The 22,765-nt window shown below is 59.7% G+C and carries 23 protein-coding genes; 6 read left to right on the plus strand and 17 right to left on the minus strand.

Translation table 11 applies throughout. The features are described from left to right. Position 1: 1 nt before the first annotated feature. The 4 genes from LXM96_RS04335 to LXM96_RS04350 are packed head-to-tail and all read left to right on the plus strand — an operon-like array spanning position 2 to position 3,522. The gene (locus LXM96_RS04335) at positions 2–619 is read left to right on the plus strand and encodes a TRAP transporter small permease (protein WP_262913463.1); all 618 of its coding nucleotides are present in this window, start codon (positions 2–4) and stop codon (positions 617–619) included. 2 nt (positions 620–621) lie between these two features. Continuing rightward, entirely contained in the window at positions 622–1,938 is a 1,317-nt protein-coding gene (locus LXM96_RS04340; protein WP_239997110.1) for a TRAP transporter large permease, read from the plus strand. Between the two features lie 17 nt (positions 1,939–1,955). After that, entirely contained in the window at positions 1,956–2,945 is a 990-nt protein-coding gene (locus tag LXM96_RS04345) for a TRAP transporter substrate-binding protein (protein WP_239997111.1), read from the plus strand. 55 nt (positions 2,946–3,000) lie between these two features. Then, positions 3,001–3,522 carry a winged helix DNA-binding protein gene (locus LXM96_RS04350; protein WP_239997112.1) on the plus strand — a complete coding sequence of 174 codons (522 nt, stop codon included), beginning with the start codon at positions 3,001–3,003 and terminating at the stop codon, positions 3,520–3,522. A gap of 172 nt (positions 3,523–3,694) precedes the next feature. Here the strand turns inward: LXM96_RS04350 and LXM96_RS04355 are convergent, their stop codons facing one another. Continuing rightward, positions 3,695–4,522 (minus strand): PfkB family carbohydrate kinase, encoded by an 828-nt coding sequence (locus LXM96_RS04355; RefSeq protein WP_239997113.1) that lies wholly within the window; start codon positions 4,520–4,522, stop codon positions 3,695–3,697. Between the two features lie 61 nt (positions 4,523–4,583). Beyond that, positions 4,584–5,597, minus strand: coding sequence for an SIS domain-containing protein (locus LXM96_RS04360; protein WP_239997114.1), 1,014 nt, complete (start codon positions 5,595–5,597; stop codon positions 4,584–4,586). A gap of 204 nt (positions 5,598–5,801) precedes the next feature. Here LXM96_RS04360 and LXM96_RS04365 point away from each other — a divergent pair, with 204 nt between their 5' ends. After that, on the plus strand, positions 5,802–6,533 hold the full coding sequence (locus LXM96_RS04365; RefSeq protein ID WP_317208190.1) for a GntR family transcriptional regulator: 732 nt from the start codon (positions 5,802–5,804) through the stop codon (positions 6,531–6,533). Between the two features lie 108 nt (positions 6,534–6,641). Here the strand turns inward: LXM96_RS04365 and LXM96_RS04370 are convergent, their stop codons facing one another. The 11 genes from LXM96_RS04370 to LXM96_RS04420 all read right to left on the minus strand — a co-directional run bounded on the left by LXM96_RS04370 (position 6,642) and on the right by LXM96_RS04420 (position 16,845). After that, on the minus strand, positions 6,642–7,358 hold the full coding sequence (locus LXM96_RS04370) for an amino acid ABC transporter ATP-binding protein (protein WP_239997211.1): 717 nt from the start codon (positions 7,356–7,358) through the stop codon (positions 6,642–6,644). A 22-nt stretch (positions 7,359–7,380) separates the two neighbouring features. Further along, on the minus strand, positions 7,381–8,292 hold the full coding sequence (locus tag LXM96_RS04375; RefSeq protein WP_239997116.1) for a DMT family transporter: 912 nt from the start codon (positions 8,290–8,292) through the stop codon (positions 7,381–7,383). Beyond that, positions 8,282–9,253 carry an amino acid ABC transporter permease gene (locus LXM96_RS04380; protein WP_239997117.1) on the minus strand — a complete coding sequence of 324 codons (972 nt, stop codon included), beginning with the start codon at positions 9,251–9,253 and terminating at the stop codon, positions 8,282–8,284. The genes LXM96_RS04375 and LXM96_RS04380 overlap by 11 nt, the downstream gene beginning before the upstream one ends. A 13-nt stretch (positions 9,254–9,266) precedes the next feature. Next, positions 9,267–10,547, minus strand: coding sequence for an NAD(P)/FAD-dependent oxidoreductase (locus LXM96_RS04385; RefSeq protein ID WP_239997118.1), 1,281 nt, complete (start codon positions 10,545–10,547; stop codon positions 9,267–9,269). Positions 10,548–10,602: 55 nt separating this feature from the next. Further along, complete coding sequence (locus LXM96_RS04390) at positions 10,603–11,430, minus strand: transporter substrate-binding domain-containing protein (RefSeq protein WP_239997119.1); 828 nt, start codon at positions 11,428–11,430, stop codon at positions 10,603–10,605. A 363-nt stretch (positions 11,431–11,793) separates the two neighbouring features. Continuing rightward, on the minus strand, positions 11,794–12,627 hold the full coding sequence (locus LXM96_RS04395; RefSeq protein ID WP_239997120.1) for a sulfite exporter TauE/SafE family protein: 834 nt from the start codon (positions 12,625–12,627) through the stop codon (positions 11,794–11,796). Between the two features lie 107 nt (positions 12,628–12,734). After that, a complete protein-coding gene (locus LXM96_RS04400) occupies positions 12,735–13,442 on the minus strand; it encodes a fumarylacetoacetate hydrolase family protein (protein ID WP_239997121.1) in 708 nt (235 codons plus the stop codon). Further along, positions 13,442–14,194, minus strand: coding sequence for an ABC transporter permease (locus tag LXM96_RS04405; protein WP_239997122.1), 753 nt, complete (start codon positions 14,192–14,194; stop codon positions 13,442–13,444). Before LXM96_RS04405 ends, LXM96_RS04400 begins: the two co-directional genes overlap by 1 nt. 6 nt (positions 14,195–14,200) lie before the next feature. Further along, positions 14,201–15,007 carry an ABC transporter ATP-binding protein gene (locus LXM96_RS04410; protein ID WP_239997123.1) on the minus strand — a complete coding sequence of 269 codons (807 nt, stop codon included), beginning with the start codon at positions 15,005–15,007 and terminating at the stop codon, positions 14,201–14,203. 1 nt (position 15,008) lies between these two features. After that, the gene (locus LXM96_RS04415; RefSeq protein ID WP_394801886.1) at positions 15,009–15,776 is read right to left on the minus strand and encodes an ABC transporter permease; all 768 of its coding nucleotides are present in this window, start codon (positions 15,774–15,776) and stop codon (positions 15,009–15,011) included. Between the two features lie 79 nt (positions 15,777–15,855). Next, positions 15,856–16,845 carry an ABC transporter substrate-binding protein gene (locus tag LXM96_RS04420; protein ID WP_239997124.1) on the minus strand — a complete coding sequence of 330 codons (990 nt, stop codon included), beginning with the start codon at positions 16,843–16,845 and terminating at the stop codon, positions 15,856–15,858. Between the two features lie 265 nt (positions 16,846–17,110). Here LXM96_RS04420 and LXM96_RS04425 point away from each other — a divergent pair, with 265 nt between their 5' ends. Next, entirely contained in the window at positions 17,111–17,785 is a 675-nt protein-coding gene (locus LXM96_RS04425) for a FadR/GntR family transcriptional regulator (RefSeq protein ID WP_239997125.1), read from the plus strand. 136 nt (positions 17,786–17,921) lie between these two features. On the opposite strand, the gene LXM96_RS04430 is transcribed toward LXM96_RS04425, so the two are convergent. Genes LXM96_RS04430 through LXM96_RS04445 form a run of 4 tightly spaced genes read right to left on the minus strand, consistent with a single transcriptional unit; the run spans position 17,922 to position 22,763 of the window. Further along, positions 17,922–19,457 carry a malonate--CoA ligase gene (locus LXM96_RS04430; protein ID WP_239997126.1) on the minus strand — a complete coding sequence of 512 codons (1,536 nt, stop codon included), beginning with the start codon at positions 19,455–19,457 and terminating at the stop codon, positions 17,922–17,924. Continuing rightward, entirely contained in the window at positions 19,454–20,881 is a 1,428-nt protein-coding gene (locus LXM96_RS04435) for a malonyl-CoA decarboxylase (RefSeq protein ID WP_239997127.1), read from the minus strand. The genes LXM96_RS04430 and LXM96_RS04435 overlap by 4 nt, the downstream gene beginning before the upstream one ends. Continuing rightward, positions 20,878–22,194 carry a TRAP transporter large permease gene (locus LXM96_RS04440; protein WP_239997128.1) on the minus strand — a complete coding sequence of 439 codons (1,317 nt, stop codon included), beginning with the start codon at positions 22,192–22,194 and terminating at the stop codon, positions 20,878–20,880. Before LXM96_RS04440 ends, LXM96_RS04435 begins: the two co-directional genes overlap by 4 nt. Next, complete coding sequence (locus LXM96_RS04445; protein ID WP_239997129.1) at positions 22,191–22,763, minus strand: TRAP transporter small permease subunit; 573 nt, start codon at positions 22,761–22,763, stop codon at positions 22,191–22,193. Before LXM96_RS04445 ends, LXM96_RS04440 begins: the two co-directional genes overlap by 4 nt. Positions 22,764–22,765 lie beyond the last annotated feature (2 nt).

Genomic DNA, 22,765 nt, shown 5'->3' on the forward strand with positions numbered 1-22,765 from the left:
TTTGACTACCGTAGTTCACGCGGAAGGACGACCTGTGTCCTCCATTGATCCCCATCACAGCATTTTGCCGGAGTGGCTGAGGAGGTCACTCGATGGTCTCTACCTGTCCGCTGGTTGGCTCGCCGGAATCTTTCTCGTTGCAATCTTCCTGATCATGCTCTCCCTCTCGGCGGGGCGACCCCTTGGAATTGATGTCCCAGCGGGGGATGACTTTGCCTCCTGGTGCATGGCGGCAACGGCTTTTCTCGGACTTGCCCACACTTTTCGTTCGGGAGAGCTTATCCGCATGGGCCTGCTCATCGACCGATTTTCGGGCCCAATGAGAAAGCTGATCGAAATCGCTTGCACGGCGATAGGAACTGTAGCCGTCTCGTACTTCGCGTGGTTCGCGATTGAGATGACCTTGTTCTCCTGGCGCTTCAATGACGTCTCCATGGGAGTCATCGCCGTTCCCCTATGGATCCCGCAACTCGGCATGTCCGTGGGCCTCACGATTCTGGCCATCGCGTTCCTCGACGAGCTCCTGCACGTGATGTTTGGGGGCGTGCCTCGGTACGAGAAGCCGAAGGCCGAGAGTAAAGAACAGATCATCGAACGCGTTATGGAAAGCGGGGTCTGACCATGGAAGCCTCCTCTCTTGTCGAGATTTCCGGTCTCATCCTCGCGGCCCTCCTTTTCCTCCTTATCGGTGGCGTCTGGATCGGCATAGCGCTGCTGGTCTGCGGCTTCGTCGCCATGCAGTTCGCCCCTCCCGGCATCCAGATTGGTGCTGCCCTTGCTACGAACGCCTGGAGCGGCTCTGCTTCCTGGAGCCTCGCGGCCTTGCCCCTGTTCGTGTGGATGGGCGAGATTCTCTATCGCACGCGGCTGTCGGACGAGATGTTCCGCGGCCTGTCGCCCTGGCTGAACTGGCTCCCCGGACGCTTGGTCCACGTGAATGTTCTTGGGTGCGGGCTATTCGGGGCCGTGTCGGGTTCGTCTGCGGCAACCACCGCCATGGTCGCCAAGATCACCCTGCCGGAACTCAAGAAGCGTGGCTATGACGATATGATCAGCCTTGGTTCGCTCGCCGGTGCCGGAACGCTCGGCTTCCTGGTGCCGCCGTCGATCACCATGATCGTCTATGCGGTCGCGGCCAATGTCTCCATCATTCAGATGTTCATTGCGGGGCTCATTCCTGCTGCAATCGTCATGGTGCTTTACATGGCTGCCATCGTCGTGTGGTCGCTGATGAACCCGGACAAGAGCCCGCCGCCGGCGCCGAAGACGAGCCTGGCCAGCAAGCTCAGGGAAAGTCTGAACCTTATCCCGCTGGCGCTCCTGATCATGACCGTCTTCTCGGCGTTGCTCCTGGGCTGGGCGACGGCAACCGAATGTGCGGCCTGGGGCGTGCTGGGCTCACTGGTGATCGCAGCATGGCAACGGGCGCTGACATGGAAGAGCTTCAAGGAAAGCGTCATGGGGGCGACCCGCATGACGGCAATGATCATGCTGATCCTCACCGGCGCCGGCTATATGTCGATCGCTATGGGTTATACAGGCATTCCCGCTGCTCTAGCAGGTTGGGTCGAAGGCTTCGGTCTCAGCCCCTACGCGCTGATTGCGGTTCTGACCATCATGTACATCCTGCTCGGTTGCGCCATCGACGGGCTGTCAATGATCGTACTCACCACGGTCGTGGTGCTTCCGATGATCCAGCAGGCCGGCTTCGACCTCATCTGGTTCGGTGTCTTTCTGGTCCTGATGGTCGAGATGGCGCAGATCACGCCGCCTGTGGGGTTCAACCTCTTCGTGCTGCAGACGATGAGCGGCCGCGACAGCCTGACGGTTGCCCGCGCAGCGCTGCCTTTCTTCTTCCTGCTCGTGGCGACTGTCGCCATCATCACGGTCTTCCCGGACATCGTGATGGTCCTGCCGCGAATGGCATTTCCGGGGTAACACAAAGGGGAATGACAATGAACTTGCACATGCGATCGATCGCCCGGTGGGGCATGACGGCAGCGGCACTCGCCCTGGGCGCGGGCGCCGCACTTGCCCAGACGGAATGGGTCCTGCCTTCGGCCTATCCACCGGCGAACTATCACACGGAAAACCTCATGCAGTTCGCCTCTGACGTGGACGCAGCGACGAACGGCGAACTGAAGATCACCGTGCATCCCGGTGCCGCCCTCTTCAAGGCGCCGGAAATCAAGCGCGCCGTTCAGACGGGCCAGGCGCAGGCCGGCGAGGTCCTGATCTCGCTGCACGAAAACGAGAACCCGGTCTTCGGGATCGACGTCGTGCCCTTCCTCGCCACAAGCTTCGAGGAGTCGAAGAAGCTGTGGAACGCATCAAAGCCGACGGTAGAGAAAGCACTCGACGATCAGGGATTGAAGCTGCTCTACACGACGCCATGGCCGCCGCAGGGTATCTACACCAAGAAGGATGTGAACAGCGTTGCCGACCTACAGGGGCTGAAGTGGCGGGCATACAACGTCGGCACGTCACGCATCGCAGAACTGGTCGGGGCGCAACCTGTCACGGTGCAGGCGGCGGAACTGCCGCAGGCGCTGGCGACAGGTGTCGTAGACGGGTTGATGACCTCCAGTGCCACCGGTGTCGACTCCAAAATCTGGGAATCCCTGACGCATTACTATGACACTCAGGCCTGGATCCCGAAGAATGTCATCTTCGTTAACAATGAGGCCTTCGAAGCACTCGATCCAGCCGTGCAGGAGGCTGTCACCAAGGCAGCTGGCGAGGCCGAGGAGCGCGGATGGACGCTCGCTGCCGAGAAGACCGCAGCCTACATGGATACGCTCAAGCAGAACGGCATGCAGGTCCTTCCGCCAAGCGAGGAACTGAAGAGCGGACTGACTGAGGTCGGAACTCAACTCACCGAAGATTGGCTGTCCAAGGCCGGCGACGAAGGCAAGGCCATCATCGACGCCTACAAGAAGATGTAATCAACAAGCGCCGCCGGGAAAGCTGGCGGCGCTTCTTTTCTAGGTAGGGAAGAACATGTCGGCGCAGAAGGAAGAACTCGGGCCCATCGTCTCCTCCGGTCATCTCGCAAGTGGTGCCCTTCCAGCGCTTTCCGAGATTGAGTTCGGCTTGATCATGCTGAACCACGCCTTCAACCGGTGGATGGTGCGCTGCATGGCTGCCGCCGGCATTCCGGATCTCTCTCCCGTGGACATCCTGGTCCTGCACAACATCAACAGCCGCAACAAGCCAAAGACGCTCGCCGACATCTGCCTCGTGCTCAACATTGAGGACACCCACGTCGTCACTTATGCGCTCAAAAAGCTGGAGCGCATGAAGCTCATCAAATCGGGACGACGCGGCAAGGAAAAGCTCGTGATGATGACGGAAGCAGGCGCCGAATCCTGCAAGCGCTATAAGGCGATGCGGGAAAGTTTGCTCGTGCCTTCCGTACTTGCAACCGAAGTCTCGCCTGAGACCCTATCTGGCATTGCCTCCCGCCTCAGAGCCCTCTCCGGTCACTACGACCATGCCGCAAGAGCCGCAGCATCGCTTTGATCCGTCACCTGGCAGACTCGTGATCCTCAAGATGCACCGTAGCGGCCTCGCCCCCCGGAACTCCTGACCGCCCCTGAGCGAGGAAAACAGCTGTCGCAATACAATGGGACTAGACGCTACGAGATCCCAATACAGCCGACGAGCCTCATGGAAGACTTGTCCTACAGCCGACCTAGCGGGGGGCGTCTACGAAGGCCATCGGCTGCTGTGGAAACCCACCAACGTGCTGGCAGGTCTCGGCGGCAATGTCCCGACCCGCAACAAGGCATGACTCCAATGCGCCTCCCTGCAGCCTAGCGGAAAGAAACCCGGCGATGAAGCTGTCGCCCGCACCCGTGGTATCCACCACGTCGACGGCCACGATGCCGGTCGAGGCACGAACGGACACAGACGCGGCGACGGATCCCTTCTCCCCACGCGTCACGACCGCCAACGCGGCGCCCTCTGACACAAAGTCTAGGAGCATGCGCTCCATTGCCGCGTCATCGGAACCGGCCGATCCAAACGCAATACTGAGACCGGCAACGCCAATATTGGCAATGTCGGTGTTGACGGAGACATCCTGCGATACGCTAACTCCTGCTTCGGAAAGGATCTGCCGCAATGCGCCATCGTCGTCCAACCAGCCAAGATGAACGTGATCCATCGTCTTCAACACCTCGACTTCCGGCGGCGTTGGGCGGTAGCCGGCACAGACACCGAAGTCCTCGAAGGCGAGCACGCGGTCGCCAGATGGGAGAACCTCGATATCCGTGAAGGCTGTCTTGCCGTTGCGCACCTGAACGTGATCGACCTTCACGCCATTTTCCGCCAGAAGCGCGCGGGTACGGACCCCGTCTGGATCCGGGCCGATGGCGCCAAAATAGTAGGAGATGTGGCCCAGCCGGGCGAGTTGCACGGCTACGTTGACCGCATTTCCGCCAACCAGCGATTGGGCAACGGGTGCCCTAAAGCGATCGATACAGTTGTCGCCCACACTGGCGAAGCGAAGCTTCTTCATGGCCACCTCCCATTCAAGCAGAGCCGGCGATGCCGCACGGCTCTGCTTGCACCTGTTTGCGCTAGTAAGCCACCCGCTTATAGTAACGGCGGGTTGTCAGGGGGTGATTGCGCATGACCTCAAGATGGGCGCTGATCCGTTCGAGGACGGTCGCCAGCAGGATGGGAGAAACAAGCGCACGCACTTCGGACGAGATGCCGGGCAAATCGAATTCCGCTGTGTCCAGCACCGTCAGCTTGTTGGTGTAGTTTGGCGCGAAGCTCTCCACTCGCTCTGCAAGCGGGCGCAGCGCATCCTCGCCCTTGAACAGAATGAGGCTGACATCCTTGTCCACAAGTTCCAGCGTGCCATGGAAGAAGTCGGAGGCGTGCACGGGGCGCGTTCGGATCCATTGCATCTCTTCCAAGATGCACATCCCATAGTAGAAGGCCTCAGGCCAGACGTTACCGGCGCCAGTGATGATGTGATAATCGGAGCCCGCGAAGACCCGCGCGAAGGCTTCTGCCCGTGGCTCGAAAGCCCTTTTAACGTCCAGCAGGAGTTCGGGCATTCGGCTAAGTTCGCCGGCCAGTTGCTCGTAGTTCGAAATCTCGCCGTGATAATGCAGGATCGACAGCGCGATGAAGAGCGACTGCAGATAAAAGGACTCGCAGGATGTATCGTCTTCGGCGAAGTTCACGAAGACATGGTCGCCGCCCTTGCCGAGAGGCGTTTCCTCATGACCAACCAAGGTAATAACCGTGGCACCGATTTCCTTCAGCTTTTCCAGCAGCGCCACGCTCTCCTTCGTGGTACCCGACAGAGACGGCATGACCACGATTGACTTGCTGGTCAGGTGAATAGAGCCGGTGATCACGATCTCGGCCGGCATGTCGAGGAAGACTGGGAAACGCGACCGATGCCGCAAGAGCTCGGCGGCCGGCTGCATCAAGATGGCAGCGCCTCCGGTGCCCAGAAAGAAGATGTTTTCTGCTCCACCCGCCAAACAGGATGAGATTACCGTATTGATCCGCTTCTGGAGCGACGTCGCTCCGCTTTGGATGCGAAGAAATCGCTGCTCATCGAAATTCAGCATTCTCTAGTGTCTCCGTTTGGAATCTGCCTCAGGCGAATGATTGTAAGACATCTTACATTCAGACGCCATGGCGTCAAGAGTGGAAGGACGGTCCTCGTTAGCGATATGCATGCTTATCTGCCTCCTCCCCCTCAGGACTTGAAGCTTGACCTGCCCCACGTTGTCGGACAAGAACATTGGCTGGTTGCACAGACGAGGAACGCCTTGGAAGAGCCCTTAAGAGATTCCCGCTCTCTGGTTGTCCAGTTGAGGGACCGACTTGCGGACCTTGTCCGAGAAGAAGGATTGCGCCCCGGCGACAAGCTTCCGACGGAAGCGCAGTTGACACAGCGATTTAAGATTTCTCGTCCGGTCCTGCGGGAAGCCTTCAAGCTCCTGGAACAGGACGACATCATCTACGTCGAACATGGCCGGGGGCGTTTCGTCTCGGCGATGTCGGCCGTTCAGGTGGATCGGCCGATCACCGTGTTCGAGAGCGTCACCGAAATGACGCGGCACTTCGGTTATAAGCCAGCGACCAAGGTTCTTTCCATCTCGGAGGAGGTCGCGAGTGATCTACTCCGGGAAAAGCTGAAGCTCGATGAACAGGCACGGGTGATCCGTGTCGAGCGGCTTCGCATGCAGGGCTCGGAGCCCATCATTTACAGTATTGACTATGTGCCGCGAACGATCATCCCGACCAAGCTCTACGACGTCGACTGGAGCGGCTCGCTTCTCAATCTCCTGGAGAAGTACAAGAACCGGCCGAGAATGTCGGCGGCGAATGTCTCGGCGGTAATGTTACCGAGCGACGTTATAGGACGCCATGATCTTGAAGGTTTCGGGCCTGCTCTGCTGATCGCGGAAACTTGCTTCAACGCAGCCGGCGTTGCCGTGAATTACGCGTTGGACTATCATCGCGGAACTCATTTCACATTCAGCCTCGCCAGGAAGTAGCCCGCTGCCGCGCACGATCGGTTGAGTGCAGAAGGGCGGCGGTCTCATCTGGGACCCCATGAACTGCGCCAAATCTCGCAACGTGGCTGAGTGTCACCACGGCAGCGCCTAGTGTAGTAGTTGGCTGAGGAACAGGCTCGCCCGCTCGGACTTCGGATGTGCGAAGAACTCCTGCGGGTGCGCTTCTTCCACGATGCGACCCTGATCCATGAAGATCACTCGGTCGGCCACCTGCCGTGCAAAGCCCATTTCGTGCGTCACGCAAATCATCGTCATGCCTTCGCGAGCAAGCTCGACCATTGTGTCCAGCACTTCCTTTACCATTTCCGGGTCCAGCGCAGAGGTCGGTTCATCGAACAGCATGACCCGGGGGCTCATGCACAGCGCCCGGGCAATTGCGACGCGCTGCTGTTGCCCTCCTGACAGTTGGCCTGGGTATTTGTTGGCCTGCTCGGGGATGCGCACTCGCTCCAGAAAGTGCATCGCGATCTCGTTCGCCTCTTTGCGGGGCATCTTCTTCACCCACATGGGCGCAAGGGTGCAGTTCTCCAGGATCGTCAGATGCGGGAAGAGGTTGAATTGCTGGAAGACCATACCGACGTCACGACGGACTGCCTCGGCCTTTCGCTCGTCGCCGTCCAGCTCAATGCCACCGACGATGATCTCTCCGCCCTGGTGTGCCTCCAGCCGATTAACGCAGCGGATAAGTGTGGACTTTCCGGATCCCGACGGGCCACAGATGACAACACGCTCCCGCGGCGCGACGGCAAGACTGATATCATTCAAAGCATGATAGATGCCGTACCACTTGTGGACATTGCGCATGAGGATTTCCGGGGCGTCGATGTCAGTGGGCAAAGGTTTCCTCCGCTGATTTTCGCAAGACCAGCCAGCCCGACAGGATGATGATGCCTGCTCCAACCAGCGTGTAGATTTCAATCGGCGCTGCAAACAGCAGCAGCCCGTAGATGCATCCCCAGATGATCTGGCTGTACTGGAAGGGGGCGACGACGGAGGCCTCGCCAATCCTGAAGGCCCGCACAAGCAGGGCATGGCCCGCCAGCAGCGCCAGTCCGCCAACGCAAACGAGGAGAAGATGAAAAGGCGTCGGCTCGATCAGTCCACCGCTCAAGTAAGCTGCAGAAAGTGACAACGGCATGAGCACCAGCAGCAGGGTGGCTACAAGAGCCTCGTCACTCTCCTGCGCCTTGGTGCAGCGCAGGAGGATCAGCGACAAGGCAAACAGCAAGGCAGAACCCACAGCCGCCGCATGCCCGAGGTTGAGGGAGCCGACATCGGGGCGGAGGGCAACGGCTACGCCGGCAAAACCCAGGAGCACGCCAAGCCATCCCACGGCCGATAGCCGCTCCTGCAGAAGAACGGCCGACAGCACTGCAACGATGACAGGCGTCAAGAAGGCGAGGAGATAGGCTTCCGACATTGGCAACATTGCGAATGCGTAGTGGATGAGCAAAGTATCGCCCGCCAAAAGCAGCGCACGAAGAAGCGCTAGTCGCGGCTGTCGCGGCACCAACCGCTTGACCGTGCCTCGGACCACCATGCCCAGAACCAAGAGAAGGAAGGCGACCGCGGTGACAAGGAAGGTAACCTCGGCCACGGGCAGTTCTATCGCCAGCAGCTTGACGATGGCGTCGGTTCCCGAGAAGACCGCGAACGCAGCCAGCACGAGCATACTGGCCCGAACGTTCGACGCGGCCGCATCGCGAGAGTCAACGATAGGCACGCCGTCAACGGACATTGAAGCGACCAAAGCGTTCTTCGACCCTGGCCTGGATGTACTCCAGGCAGATCGACAGTGCCCAGTAGATCATTGACGCCGTGATCAGCATTTCGATGTGCCGGAACTCCGTCTGCCCTTGCGTACGAGCCAGGTACATGATCTCCCACACGCCGACGACAGACACGAGCGACGAGTCCTTCAGCATTGCAATGAACTGGTTCCCGGTCGGAGGAATGATAACGCGCATAGCCTGTGGAAGGATCACGAGCACCATGGTCTGGCTCGGGCTCAGACCGAGCGCGGTTGCCCCCTCTCGTTGGCCCCGGGAGATACTCTCGATGCCTGCACGGAAAATCTCGGTCATATAGGCACCGTAGCAGAGCGAAAGCGCCAGAATACCGGCGGGGACGGCGCCTATCACATAGCCCACCTGGGGCAGGCCTAGGTAGATGATGTAGATCTGCATCAGCAGTGGCAGGCCGCGGAAAAGCGACGTGTAGAAGGTGGCCAATCCATAGACGACGCCGTTGCGGGAAAGCTTTGCAATCGCTCCGATCAGTGCAATCACCGTAGCGATGACGATGGAGATCGCGGAGATGTAAAGGGTGGTCGTCACGCCTTGAGTGATGAGAAAGCCGATCTTCTTGGCGATAAACGCGAACGACAGATCGAACGAGTAGAAGAAAAGCATCAACAGGGCGAAAAGCTCCACCCACACGGCAACGATCTGCTGGAAGCGGCTCAGCGTCTGCAGGGCTTTCCAGTTGGCCGCCAGGATCATCGCAATCAGGAAGGCTGACAGGATCCGCCCGTATGAGGGGTGCTGTGTCAGCCAATCGACGCTTCCGGGCAAAACATACCCGATCCAGTCGGGGCTTACCCCAAGGAGATAGAGTGCAGCAGTGACAAGAAGGAGTGCCAAGAATGCACCGAGACGCCGCGATGCGTCTGGATGCGCAAGTATCAGTTTAGCGATCATCGAACTTTCCAGCCTAGGCAGCGCGCTCGCGCCACCAGTCCTGTGCCTGCAGTTTCCAGTAAGTCAGTTGCGCCACCGCAAGACCCGCGACGCCTCCCGCCCAAGCCAGGCGGAAAGGCTGAAAGAGCTTGTAGCGCTCGGTATGTCCGAGGATGCCTTCCGCCACCACCTTGCCGCCGATTGCTGTTGTGTTGAGGCCGTGCCCTCCGAACGCCGTGCAATGCCAGACGTGAGGCTGAAGCTGCCCAATCTGTGGCATGAGATGGCGGGCGTAGGACATCAGTCCTGACCAGGCGAGCTCTGTCTTCAGCCCCGCCAATTGCGGATAGGTTGTCAGCATCTCGCGGCGCAGCTCTGCGGCCACGCCGGACGCAGACGCAGCACGCGTGGTGATCCTGCCGCCCCAGAGGAGACGGCGCCCGCCGTCAACCAGGCGGTAGTAGTCTCCCGCACGGCGATTGTCTCCGACGCCAGCGCCGGTCGCGATCGCCGTTCCAATCAGATCCGGCGCCTCCTCGCTGATCATCACGTAGGTTGCGATGGGCAAGAAGGCGCGGCTGAGCCGGCGGTCCAGTTTCCCAGTGTAGCCGCCACTGGCAAGCACCACATCCTTCGCACGCACTTCGCCTGAGGATGTGCGCACGGTCTTACGGGTTTGATCAAGGTCGAGTCTGGTGACCGGGGACTGCTCGAATATCCGTCCGCCAAGCCGCTCGATCTCCAGCGCCAGCCCGCGCAGATAGTTCAGGGGGTGGATGTGAAAACTGCGTTCGTCGCGCAGTGCCTGGAAATAGCGCTTGGAGCGTAACACGCCCCGCACTGTCGCCGTGTCAAGATACTCGAGCGGGTAGTCGTAGGTCTGAGCCATGCTCTGCGCGTGACGCTTCAAGCTTTCGCCGTCGTCGTATCGCAGAACACTGATGATCCCGGGTTTTGGATCAGCATCCGCGAGGTTGAGCTCCGCGATCGTATCGCGCACGAAATCGACGCCTTCGATGGACATCAAATGCAGGTGCCGCGCAGTCTCCAAACCGGCCATGCGGGCAATCTCGTCACCGCCCGTTGCATAACCAGGACTGACAAATCCGCCGTTGCGCCCCGAGGCGCCAAAACCGATGCTATGGGCTTCGAAAACCACGACCGACTGGCCCCCTCGCGCGAGTTGTAGCGCCGTGGTCAATCCTGCGAGCCCGCCGCCGACGATGACGGTGTCGCATTCGATAGTCCCGGTGACAGCGGCTCGTGTCGCCGTGCCTGTAATGGTTCGTGAATAGTAGGTGTCCGGATAGTCCATGAAAACGCCTCCCCGAAGGAGGTGCGGGATGATGCTCCCGCACCCGAAAAGATGGTCAGTCGGCGCTGAAATCCTTCCCGTACCATTTTGTCGTCAAAGCCGACAAAGTGCCGTCGCCCTTCATCTGGTCGATGATCTCGCCGATCTTGGCGGTCCACTCGTCGTCGCCTTTTTCTGCGATCACCACGAGCGGCTCGCGGAAGGCGTAGTCACCTTCCAAAATTCGGAGAGGATAGCCATTCTTAATGGCATTCTCTGCCGTCTGTTCCGGCGCGATAACGGCGTCCAGACGAACGCCGGCGCCCAGCCGCAGATCGTCAAAGGGGAGCATGGAGTCCGCGAAGGTGCGGATGTCGCCCGGCTCCAGCTTGTACTCGATGGGGGGAAGTCCAGGAGCGTCGATCTCCAGCTGGCGCCGGATAAAATCTTCCGAGGTCGTAGCTGTTTCGACTCCGATCACCTTCCCGTTGAGGTCCTCGACCGACTTGGCGTCACTGTCCTTGTGAACGACATAGACATAGGGGCTGTAATAGTAGACGCCGGCAAAATCGATGACCTGGGCACGAGCCTTCGTCGGCGTAACCGAACCAACGCCAAGATCATACCGTCCCTGCCAGCGCCCTCCGGTGAGCGTCGCCCAGTCCGGCGTCTCGAACGACACCTCAACTCCTAGCCGTTTAGCGATTTCCTTGGCCACATCGACGTCAAAACCGGTCAGTTGGTTACTATCGTCGAGGAAACTTTGTGGAGGCCATCCACTGTTGGTCGCAACGACCATCGCGCCTCTCTCCATCACGCGGTCCAGCGTGGCCCCGGCATGTGCGACCGTTGCCGCAGCTAGCGCTGCTGCACCGATTGCAAACTTGATCATGAAAGCCTTCATTCTCTCCTCCTATGAGTGCCAGACCGCCCTCTCCGTGTAAGATGTCTGACAACAGGATTTGAAGACATCGGACGAAACATGTCAATCGCCGTGCGTGAAGGGACTTATGAAAAATCCTGATGCGCTGATGTTTGAGCGGAATGAATGATAGGGCGAGCTTGCGCACATACCTCAAGTAACGTTAGGTAAACATCAGCTCCAGCATTAGGTGCGATTAAAGGCGCCCCATCTGCCCATGCTTCAGCGTCGACCCACTAATGGCTTCCTATCGAGGCCAGCAAACAATCGGGTAAGCGGGTGCTTCATGCTGCGCCGTCCTGGCGTCTCATCGCGACCGACATCTGGTTACGCAGGCTGGCACCGCTAGAACAGCATCCGGTAGCTGTCGAACAGCATTTTGGCCGATGTGATGGTCAGGAAAATGCCGAAGAGGATGCGAAGAGTGTGTGGCTCGATGGAGTGGGCGGTGCGGGCACCCAAGGGTGCAAACCACATGCTAGTGGCGACAATGGCAACCAAACCTCCCAGGTTCACGTAACCGAGTGAGAAAACCGGCAGCCCAGTCTTACCCCAGCCATTAACGACGTAGCCGACGGTCCCGGGAACCGCGATGATCAATCCGATCACCGATGCAGTGCCGATCGCCCGTCTGACGGGGTAGCTGAAGACACTCAGTGTAGGAACCGTCAACGTTCCGCCGCCTATCCCCATGAGCGTGGAGATGGTTCCTATGGCTGTCGCCATACCCGCTTGTCCCGGCCGTCGGGGTAGCCCCGTGACCGGGTGCCAGCCTTCACGGGTGAACAGCATGTAGAGCGCCACTAGCGCGGCAACGATACCGAATACGCTAGTCAGCAAGGACCCTGACGCATAGGCGGCAACAACAACGCCCAGGATAACGCCGAGGGCCACAAATGGCCCCCACAGCTTCAGAAGTTCCGTATCGACCGCCCCCTTTGCCTTGTGGGTGCGGATCGACTGTATCGATGTTGGAATGATCGTTGCAAGGGATGTTGCCACGGCTATGTGTGCCCGCAAACCGACATCGACGTCGAACGCCGCAAGCACGTGGTAGAGAACCGGCACCACAACGATCCCGCCGCCGACCCCCAGGAGCCCGGCCAAAAAGCCGGAAACGCATCCCACCAGACCAAGAACGAGGGCAAACGAAGTCAGCAGCATGATCGATGCAGGCATAGCGAGTCCAGAAAATGGGGTGATGGAGGTGCCCGAAAGGCTCTTTCAAGGGACAGGGCGCGCAGAGCGCACCCTGTCCCTTGGATGTAATAGCGCCCGTGCGCCGGTCAGCTGACCCGGAAACGAATCTCGCCCACGCCGGCCACGTATCCGACCATTTCGTCGCCCTTGACGACGGCGCCGACGCCCGCCGGAGTTCCTGCAAAGATCAGATCGCCTGCCTTCAGCTCGAACAGGCGCGACAGGTAGGAGATCATCTCCGGCACCTTCCAGATCATCTGATTGAGGTCGCCGCTCTGGCGCGTCTCGCCATTCACCTTCAGCCAGACTTCCCCTTCCGTCGGATGCCCGACTTCGCTGACGGGATGCAGCGGCCCGCAGGGTGCCGACGCTTCAAATGCCTTGCCGGTTTCCCAAGGACGTCCGAGTTTCTTGGCCTCCCCCTGCAGGTCGCGGCGTGTCATATCGAGGCCAACAGCATAGCCATAGACGTGGTCGAGGGCGCTCTCGAGCGGGATGTTGATGCCGCCCTTGCTGAGCGCCACGACCAGTTCAACTTCGTGATGAACGTCCTTGGTTTCCGTTGGATAGGGAAAATCTTCACCGAGCGGAACGATGGTGTCCGGGTTCTTCTGGAAAAAGAAGGGCGGCTCCTTGTTGGGATCATGGCCCATCTCGATGGCATGGTCGGCGAAGTTGCGGCCGACGCAGTAAATGCGGTGGATGGGAAAGAGCGCGTCGCTTCCGGCGACCGCCAGCGTCGGCACCGGCGCCGGCTTGATGACATAGTTCTTGAGTTGAGGCATTTCGTTCATTATCGCGCTCCTGCGTAATATTCGATGCGTTTTTCGAAGTGTTCGACTCCGGCGGAGAGCAGCATGGCCGCCGCGAAGAGAAGCATGGTGAGAGCCCAGAACCGCTCCATGTCGAAGCTTCTTGAGTAGAGTTCGAAAAGCTCTCCATAACCGATGATGGAGACCAGGATCTGGCCGATAACCACTCCCTTGACCCCGCGGATGAGCCCGATCCGGATGCCGGCCAGTATTTCCGGCAGCGCCGAGAGAAGGATGATCTTGGTGAAGATGGTCCATCGGGAGGCGCCATAGCTGCGCCCCATCTCGATGAGTGATGTCGGAACCTGCATAACACCGGCTCGGGCATCCAGAACGATGATCCAGACTGCGAACAGGAAGACGGTGACGACGACGGTCGTCTCGCCCATGCCGAACAGGATCATGAGGATGGGCACCAGCGCCGACAGCGGAGCGCTGACGAACATGTTCACCCACAGGCCAAAGATGTTGTCGATGACCTTGAAGCGTCCCATGAGCACCCCAAGCGGCACGCCAACGGTGATGGCAAGGGTCATGCCGTACAGGAAAGAGCGCAGCGTAATCATCGATGCGCTTTGCCAGGAGCCGGTTTGGACGAGTTCGAAGCCCGCGCTGACAATGGAAGTGAACGGTGGGATGAGGAACATGACGTCAAGCCGCCCGACGATCTCCCATACGAGCAACCAGAACAGCAGAGACGCCATCATGGGAACGCGAGTGCCGAATAGGGTCATGGCGTATCACTCCGCATATTGCCGCAGCCCCTGCCAGATCTCCTCAACCACGTCGAGGTAACCGGCATCACGGCGAATATCGTCCGGGGAAGCGCTGCGGTCGATCATTGGATCGATGACCTGGGAGACGCGGCCCGGCCGAGGAGACAGGAGAACGATCCTGTCCGAGACATAAACGGCCTCTTCGATGGAGTGGGTCACGAAGATGAACGTCTTCTTCTCGAGCTCGACCAATCGCAGCAGATCCTCCTGGAACTTGCGGCGGTTCTGCTCGTCGACAGCGGAGAACGGCTCGTCCAGCAGAAGCACGTCGGCATTCACTGCGAAGGCTCGTGCAATCCCGACGCGCTGGCGCATGCCGCCGGAGAGTTCGTGTGGATACTTTTGCTCGAAGCCTGCCAGCCCCACCTGCTCGATGTAACGTCGGGCGGTGCGGTCTCGCTCCGCGGCCGGCACCCGCTTCAGTTCCAACCCAAAACCAACATTGCGCAGCACCGTCGCCCAGGGCATCAAAGCAAAATCCTGAAAGACGAAGGCTCGCTCCGGCCCCGGCCCCGTCACGGCGTGACCGTTCACGCAAATTTCCCCCGAGGTAGCAGGAACAAGGCCTGCGATGATCTTGAGCAGTGTTGTCTTCCCGCAGCCAGAAGGGCCAAGAAGAGTAGTGAGCTTGCCGCGCTCGAATTCGAGGTTGATGCCACGGAGCGCTTCAACGTCTCCGTAGTTCTTGCAGATTTCGCGGACTTGAACGACCGCATCATTGCTGGCTGCGGACGTCACGCTGCCGCTGCGTGCCAAAGCAGGATTGGCCATGTTACTTTCTCCTCTTTTCGGGACGTAGCAGGTGCGTTTCGACGTATTGCAAGCCCGCAAGCGTCAATGTCGAGACAGCAATGATCGAGGCAACTGCCGCATACATGTGCGCGTAGTTCGCAACCGAACGGTGATAGGTGATGAGGTCGCCGATACCGGTGGGCGTGATCAGCAGCTCTGCCAGCATGACGCCTATGAAACCGGCGGCGATACCAAGGCGGAGGCCGGCAAACAGGACCGGAGACGCATCCGGAATGATGATCTTGAAGATCTGCTGCATCCGCGAGCCCTGGAAGGAGCGGCACATGTCCACCAGAGAAGGATTGACGTGCCGCACGGCCTTGTAGGAGTTCAGCACGATGACCGGCAGGGCCAGCATGATGACCGCTAGCGTCTTTGCCGTCAGGCCGATGCCGTAGACGAAGGTCACGAGCGGAACGAGCGCGGCCATCGGGGCTGCCTGGAGGACGATGAACACAGGAGCCAGCAGCCACTCCGCCTTGTCCGAAAGCCCCATGGCGACACCAAGGCCGATTCCGACGATCGCGGAGACCACAATCCCCAGGACCAGCGGCTGCAGTGTTAGGAAGTAGGCCCTATGCATGCTTCCGTCCGCTACCATCTCGCCGAAGGCGGAAACGGTTTCGAGAAAGGTTGGGAACGCAAAGCTGATGGGGACACGCCCCGCAATCTCCCAGGTAATGAAGAGAACAGCGAGCGATACGACAATCCAGAACGAACGCCGCTCGTCGGCGAATGTCCGGATCATCTCGGCGGTGGTGGATGGAGCCTCTTGTGAGGCTCCGATTCCGTTGTCGATTTTTGCTGGCGAAATTGACATCTGCATCTTACTTCGTACCGACCTTCGAGAGCACATTGTTGAGCGCCGTGAGGTCCCAGAAGTCTTCAACCTTCAGGTCCTTCGCCTCTCCTTCAAGTGCCCCCGAGATCGTGTAGAAATCGAAGTCATCGCGCGCAGCATCTTCGCCCCCTCCATTGAGGGGCATGTTCGGCGCGGCCTCCGTGAAGTACGGCTCGATATCGGCGACCATTTCGGGTGTAGCGTCGGGAAGAAGATTGTACTTTTCCTTGAGGGCCGCGACCGACTTCGGATCCGCGGCGACTTCCCGCCATGTTGTCAGGATCGCCTCGATCAGGATCTGCACGTCCTCGATATTGGCGGCAAGATAGTCCGTGTTCGCGAAGAGCGCCTCATCCGTTGCGGCGACCTCGCCGAGCGGCAGGAACGCGAACTTGCCGGGCGCCTTGTCCTCCAGCACGCGCTTTCCGGACGAGTCCACGATCGTCGCCTTTACATTGCCCTGCAGCAATGCGCCGGTGCGCACTTCCGCCCCTGGAACGTAAGCGATGCTGGAATAATTGATGCCATTCTTTTCAGCCATCAGTTGCATGATGGCTTCAGTGCCGGACCCGCGCGAATGGACGGCAATCTCCTGACCGTCGAGATCCTTCCACTCCTTATAGAATTCGGTGTTGACCACCGGATAGAACTGCAGCTTGCTCAACTGCATGAAGATGCGGATAGGCGCCTTCACCTTCTGAAGCAGGGCGTATGGCGCTCCCACGCCAATATCGGCCTGACCGCTGACGACCGCCTGGGCTGCGATATCCTCGCTCTTCAGATAGGTGATCTGGACATCGACGCCTTTTTCCTTAGCTCGCTCGAAGGCTGCGAGAAGATGAAGCGATTCCACCGTCGCAATGTCGCCGAAGGCAACGCGCATGGGATCTGCCCAGGCGATGCCCGGCACAGCGACAGCAAAGCAGACGGCAGCGGCAGACGCCGACGCCCGGATCTTTCTGGCAAGCATTTTCATTTTTTCCTCCCTTTACTGGGCCCTCCCCAGAACCCAATTGCGAACCAATCATCTATTAACATAGATTTCTGTCAACTAATTTCTTTGCCGATGCCGTTACTGATCAAGGCGAGAAGCAAGCGGAATCCACCGGCTCTCATGCAAATTTCTCAACTTTTCAGAGCGTTACCAGACATTAACAACCCCCTAATAAGAACTTACCTGCGTATTGACACTGCAACACACGCCAGCTATTTATAAACCAATTCATATATTGGTTTCGAAGATGGATCAAAACTTGGAAATGGATGTGCTGGCAAAGCTCAAGGGCTTCCTTGCCACCGCAGAGCTACCGGACGATGGGCGCCTCCCGCCGGAGCGGGAGCTGGCTCAATCGCTGGATGTCGGCCGCGCCGTACTGCGCAAGGCGCTTGCAACCTTGCAGGCGGAAGGCACAGTGTGGCGACATGTTGGCAAGGGTACCTTCATCGGGGACCGACCTATCGACACGGTCGCTGACATCAACGCCATGGTCCAGCGCACCAATCCGCTTGAGGTCATGGGGGCACGCATTGCATTCGAGCCGGAGGTAGCACGCTGCGCTGCCCTCAATGCGACGGGCGCTCAGATTGCCGAAATCCGCAATTGCATGATCAAGGCACAGCAGGCACCGACATGGCGGCAATACGAGCAATGGGACAACCGCCTGCACCGCACCATCGGAGAGGCCTCCCAGAACTCACTGCTGCTGGGGCTCCTTGATACTCTCAACGCGGTGCGTCGCGCCGTTACGTGGGGACGGCTGCGCCAGACGCCCCTGCGCCCTCCCATGGACCATCACAGCTTCGCCGAACACGAGCAGATCGTCGAAGCGATCGCGGATCGCGACGGCGCAGCTGCGGCCGACGCCATGAGGCGCCATCTTCGCAGCGTCGAAAGCCATCTGCGCGACAGGCGCTGACCAAGGGGGCGGTGGAGGGCCGTCACAGAGGGCGGACTCCTGCAACAGGCCACCTCCGCCGACCAAGCTCAATTGCGATGAGCGGGCAACAGCCTACCGTCGGGGCAAGGTGGGGGAGTTTGAAATAAGGGAGGCATCAACTTGACCGGCCAACGGAGGCTGCGGCTGGCTGGTACAACTGCCTGTACTGGTCGCGCAGGACGTTCTTTTGCACCTTGCCCATCGTGTTTCGCGGCAGCTCCTTGATGAAAATCACGTGCTTCGGCTGCTTGTAGCGGGCCAAGCGCTCCCTCAGCCCCTCCATAACCGCGCTTTCGTCGACAGTTGCACCACTTTTCTTCACTACGAGTGCTGTGACGCCTTCACCGAAATCGGGATGCGGGACGCCGATGACAGCACTCTCCATGACGCCAGGGATCTGGTCGATCTCTCCCTCGACCTCCTTCGGATAAATGTTGTAGCCGCCTGAAATGATCAGGTCTTTGCCGCGGCCGACAATGTGGACATAGCCCTTCTCGTCGATCTTCCCGAGGTCTCCGGTGATGAAAAAGCCGTCTGGCCTGAACTCGGCCTCGGTCTTCTCCGGCATTCGCCAGTAGCCAATGAAGACGTTGGGGCCTTTCACCTCGATCATTCCAGTCGCGCCGTCAGGCAAGAGCTGACCGCTTTCCGGATCGGTGACGCGCAATGAGACCCCTGGCAGCGGAAAGCCCACCGTACCCGCAATCCGTTCTCCCTCGTAGGGATTGGATGTGTTCATATTCGTTTCAGTCATCCCGTAGCGCTCAAGGATCTGGTGGCCGGACTTCTCAGCAAACGCCTTGTGTGTCTCGGCCAGCAGAGGCGCTGAGCCCGAGATGAAAAGGCGCATCCTGGAGGCCGCCTCCCGCGTCAGACCGTCATGCTGGACAAGCCGGACATAGAACGTCGGTACTCCCATCATCACCGTCGACGTCTGCATCAGGTTCAGAGCCTGGTCGGCGTCGAACTTGGGCAGGAAATACATCGAAGCGCCGGACAGCAGGACGACATTCGAAGCCACGAACAGCCCGTGCGTGTGGAAGATCGGCAATGCGTGGATCAACTGGTCGCTTTCGGAAAAGCGCCAGTATTCCCGCAGCGTTTGCGCGTTGGACAGCAGGTTGTCATGGGTCAGCATGGCGCCTTTGGATCGGCCCGTCGTACCCGAGGTGTAGAGGATTGCGGCAAGATCGTCCGGTCCGCGCCCGACGTCCTCGAAGGAGCTTCCCTGTTTGAGCCCCTGCAGAAGCGTTCCGCCGCCCTGCTCGTCAAGCGTCTCCACACGGGCTCCGTGTCCAGCAGCGACAGGGGCCAATCCTCCCCGCGCCACAGGAGTGCAAACGACAAGCCTCGGCCCCGCGTCGCCGATGAAATACTCCAGTTCGGCGAGTGTATAGGCTGTATTGAGAGGCAGATAGACTGCGCCGGCCCGCACGCAAGCCAGATACAGCAGCAGCGCTTCGGGGCTCTTCTCGACCTGCACGGCCACCCTGTCGCCCGGCTGAACGCCCAGGTCCACGAGCCTGCCAGCGAGCGCTGCCGACTGCGTGAGCATCTGGTCATAGGTCCATCGTTTGCCATCAATAGTCTCGATGAAAACGCCTCCCCTGTTCGCGGCCGCGCGGATAGCGTCGAAGAGGTGGTTGTTCATGAGGTGCGCTCCGTACTCGCATGCTCGTTGATCGCGACCTGTCTGGTCGACGAGGAACCTTGGCCCGACCCGATGCTCAGGCTGGGTTTGTTGGCCGGCACGAGGCGCCGGATCTGCTGTGTTGTCACCACTTCCCGCCGGCCCGCGAAGGCCTCGTGGTTGGCCTCGATGTCATCCAGCTTGTAGAGGTAGTTGACCATCAGCCCGTGTGCCTGCCTGAGCGCTCTCTGAGAACGATCTCCCAAGATGTTCAGTCGCTCCAGCCGGGCCCCGTTGCCAAGATGGAACCGCGCCACCGGATCGATGGTGCGACCGGCGGCATCGCGCGCCCTCAGGAAGTACCAGGCCGCAGCAGCCGTCATCACCGGTTCCACCGCCGAAGCCTTCTCGGCGTCTTCTGCCCAGTCCTCATCGTCGAGCACGGACAAGATCGCCTTTGCCGCAGGAGAAAGGGCCTCCGACGCCTCGTCCCGGCGCTCGCGCGCCAGCCATGCGGCAAAGCCCGGAACGGGCGAGAGCGTGACGAACCGATCCAGCTTCGGCAAATCCCGGCGAAGATCCTCGACTACCTGCTTGATCAGAAAGTTGCCGAAGGAAATACCTCTCAAGCCTTCCTGGCAATTGGAGATGGAGTAGAAGACCGCGGTTGTCGCCTCGCCCTTGGGAACGACTGTACGATCTTCCCGCAACAGGTCATCGATGCGCGAAGGAATATCCCGCGTGAGCGCCACCTCGACGAAAATCAGCGGGTCGTCCGCCAGTTGTGGATGGAAGAAGGCAAAGCAACGACGATCTTCAGGCTCGAGCCGGCGGCGCAGTTCGTCCCAGCCGCCGATGTCGTGCACGGCTTCGTATCGAATGATCTTCTCGAGGATATTGGCTGGCGTCGACCAACTGATCGGGCGCAGCACAAGGAAGCCTCTGTTGAACCAGGATCCGAACAGATGGGAGAAATCGGAATCCACCGCGGAGAGGTCCGGCCGCTCTTTCGTCAGCCTCAGCAGGACCTCCCGCATCCGCACCAGCGTCTCGATCCCGTTTGGGGCTAGGTTGAAGCGGCGGATCAACTCCTGCCGCCTTGGTTCGGCTGCCAAGTGCAGTTCCAGGAGAGCCGAAGCATCCCGATGTCCGCGATAGGCGTCGATTGCTGTCTCCAGCCGCTGCGTATCCGGACCGAAACGGTCGAGCAGCATGATCATGAACTCACGCTTCTCAGCCTCGTCGAAACTTCGCCAACGGTCGAGAATGTTTTTTGCCAGCGCCATGCCTGAAGCTTCTCCGCGGCTCGACAGCAGCGTTTCGCAAAGCGCGCTCGCAGACCCCATCGGGTCATCCAGGCTCTCCCGCTGGTTGAAGGCGAGAAAGCGCCGCCCGCGCTCGCTGATCGTCTGCAGCATGTCTGCTAGAAAGGACGACGTGTTCATTCGACTACTCCCAGCATCTGGTCGGGCAGCCAGGTGGCGACTTCCGGAAAGATGCACAGGATCAAGATCGCCAGGAACATGACGAGGACGTACGGGAGCGAACCCCAAAGAATGTCTCTCGTCGGCACGGTCGGTGCAATCGCATTGATGACAAAGAGATTGAGCCCGATGGGCGGCGTGATCAGCCCGACCTCCATGTTGATGGTCAAGATGATGGCGAACCAATAGGGGTCGAAGCCTGCCTGCGTGATGATCGGAAAAAGCATCGGCGCCGTCATCACGATCACCGCGACAGGAGGCAGGAACATCCCGCAGACGAGCAGGAACACATTGATGACCGCCATAAGAACCCAGCGATTGACGTCCATGTCCGCGATGGCGGCGGCAACGGTCTGGGTGACGAACAGCGAGGAAAGCGCAAAGGCGAACAATTCCGCCGCAGCCATGATCATCATGATCATGACGCTCTCGCGCATGGCAGAGCCGAAAATGCCGCTGACAGCGCTGAAGCGAAACAGCCGGTAGGCGATGATCACCACGATCAGGGTCAGGAACGCGCCGGCTCCCGCCGCTTCCGACGGCGTGGCGATCCCGCCGTAGAGGACATAAAGAGTGCCTGCGATAATCAGCAGGAAGGGCAGGATCCGCGGCAGGCCGGACAGGCGCTCCTTCAACGTGTAGCGCACGGAGCGCGCGCTGAACTCGTAGCCCTTTCGCTTGCAGTCGATGATGGCCCAGGTCATGAACATGCCTGTGAGCAAGATCCCCGGAAAGACGCCGGCCATGAACAGCCGGCCGATCGATGTTTCCGTGGCGATCCCGTAAACGATGAGCGTGACCGACGGCGGAATGAGAATGCCGAGCGTGCCACCGGCGGCGATCGAACCCGTCGCGACGGAATTTGGATAGCCTCGGCGCAGCATCTCCGGGATCCCCATCTTGCCGATCGCCGCACAGGTGGCCGGCGACGATCCCGTCATTCCGGAGAAGACGGCACAGGCGCCGATGTTCGACAGCACCAGCCCCCCAGGGACCCGGTTCAGCCACCGATCAAGCGAGGTATAGAGGTCTGAGCCTGCGGGAGATGAGGCAACGGCTGCACCCATCAGGACAAACATGGGAATCGAGACATAGGCAAGATTGGCGATACCCGAGAACATGGTGTCGCCAAGAATGTAGAAGATCTGCATTCCGTCCTGCAGGAAAAGGGCGACGAAAGCAGCAAGCCCGAGCGCGAAGGCGATCGGCATCCCGGTCGCCAGCAGTAGGAACAGCGCGGAGATGATCAGAAGTCCCGAAACCGTAACGCTCACCGCGGATACTCCTTCACCTTGCTGGAATGTTCGTCCCGCGAAATGGCCGGAACGACTGCGAGCGGATCATGAACAACCGCATGCATTCCTGGCATCGCGAGCACGAGGATCTGGGCGACGTACTGCAGACAAAGCATGGCAAACCCCACCGGCAGCGCGAGCAGCGGGATCCACAAAGGCGGCGCCCAGACGCTGGAATGCTTCCAATCGCCGACCCAGGCTTCATGAAACTGGACCCAGGTCGCTGCCAGCATGATCACGCAGAAGATCAAGCCAAGGACGGCGCCAACGAGGCGAAGCCGCGCCCGGCTCTTGTCCGCTAAAAGCAGTTCAACGACGTCAACCCCGACGTGGCCGCCCTTGAGAAGCACGTAAGGCGCTCCCACGAACATCGCCGCAGTTGCGGAAAAGACGACGAAATCTGTCTGCCATATGGTGGCGACGCGAAAAACATAGCGCATCAGGATCATCTGGCAGACGACCAGCATCGCGAGGATGATGAGGATGGTCGACAGGATCGCGAACAGGCGAGACAGGTTGCCTGTCCAACGGATGTAAGCCTTGATCATGG

The sequence above is a fragment of the Rhizobium halophilum genome (assembly GCF_021648825.1).
Taxonomy (GTDB): domain Bacteria; phylum Pseudomonadota; class Alphaproteobacteria; order Rhizobiales; family Rhizobiaceae; genus Neorhizobium; species Neorhizobium halophilum.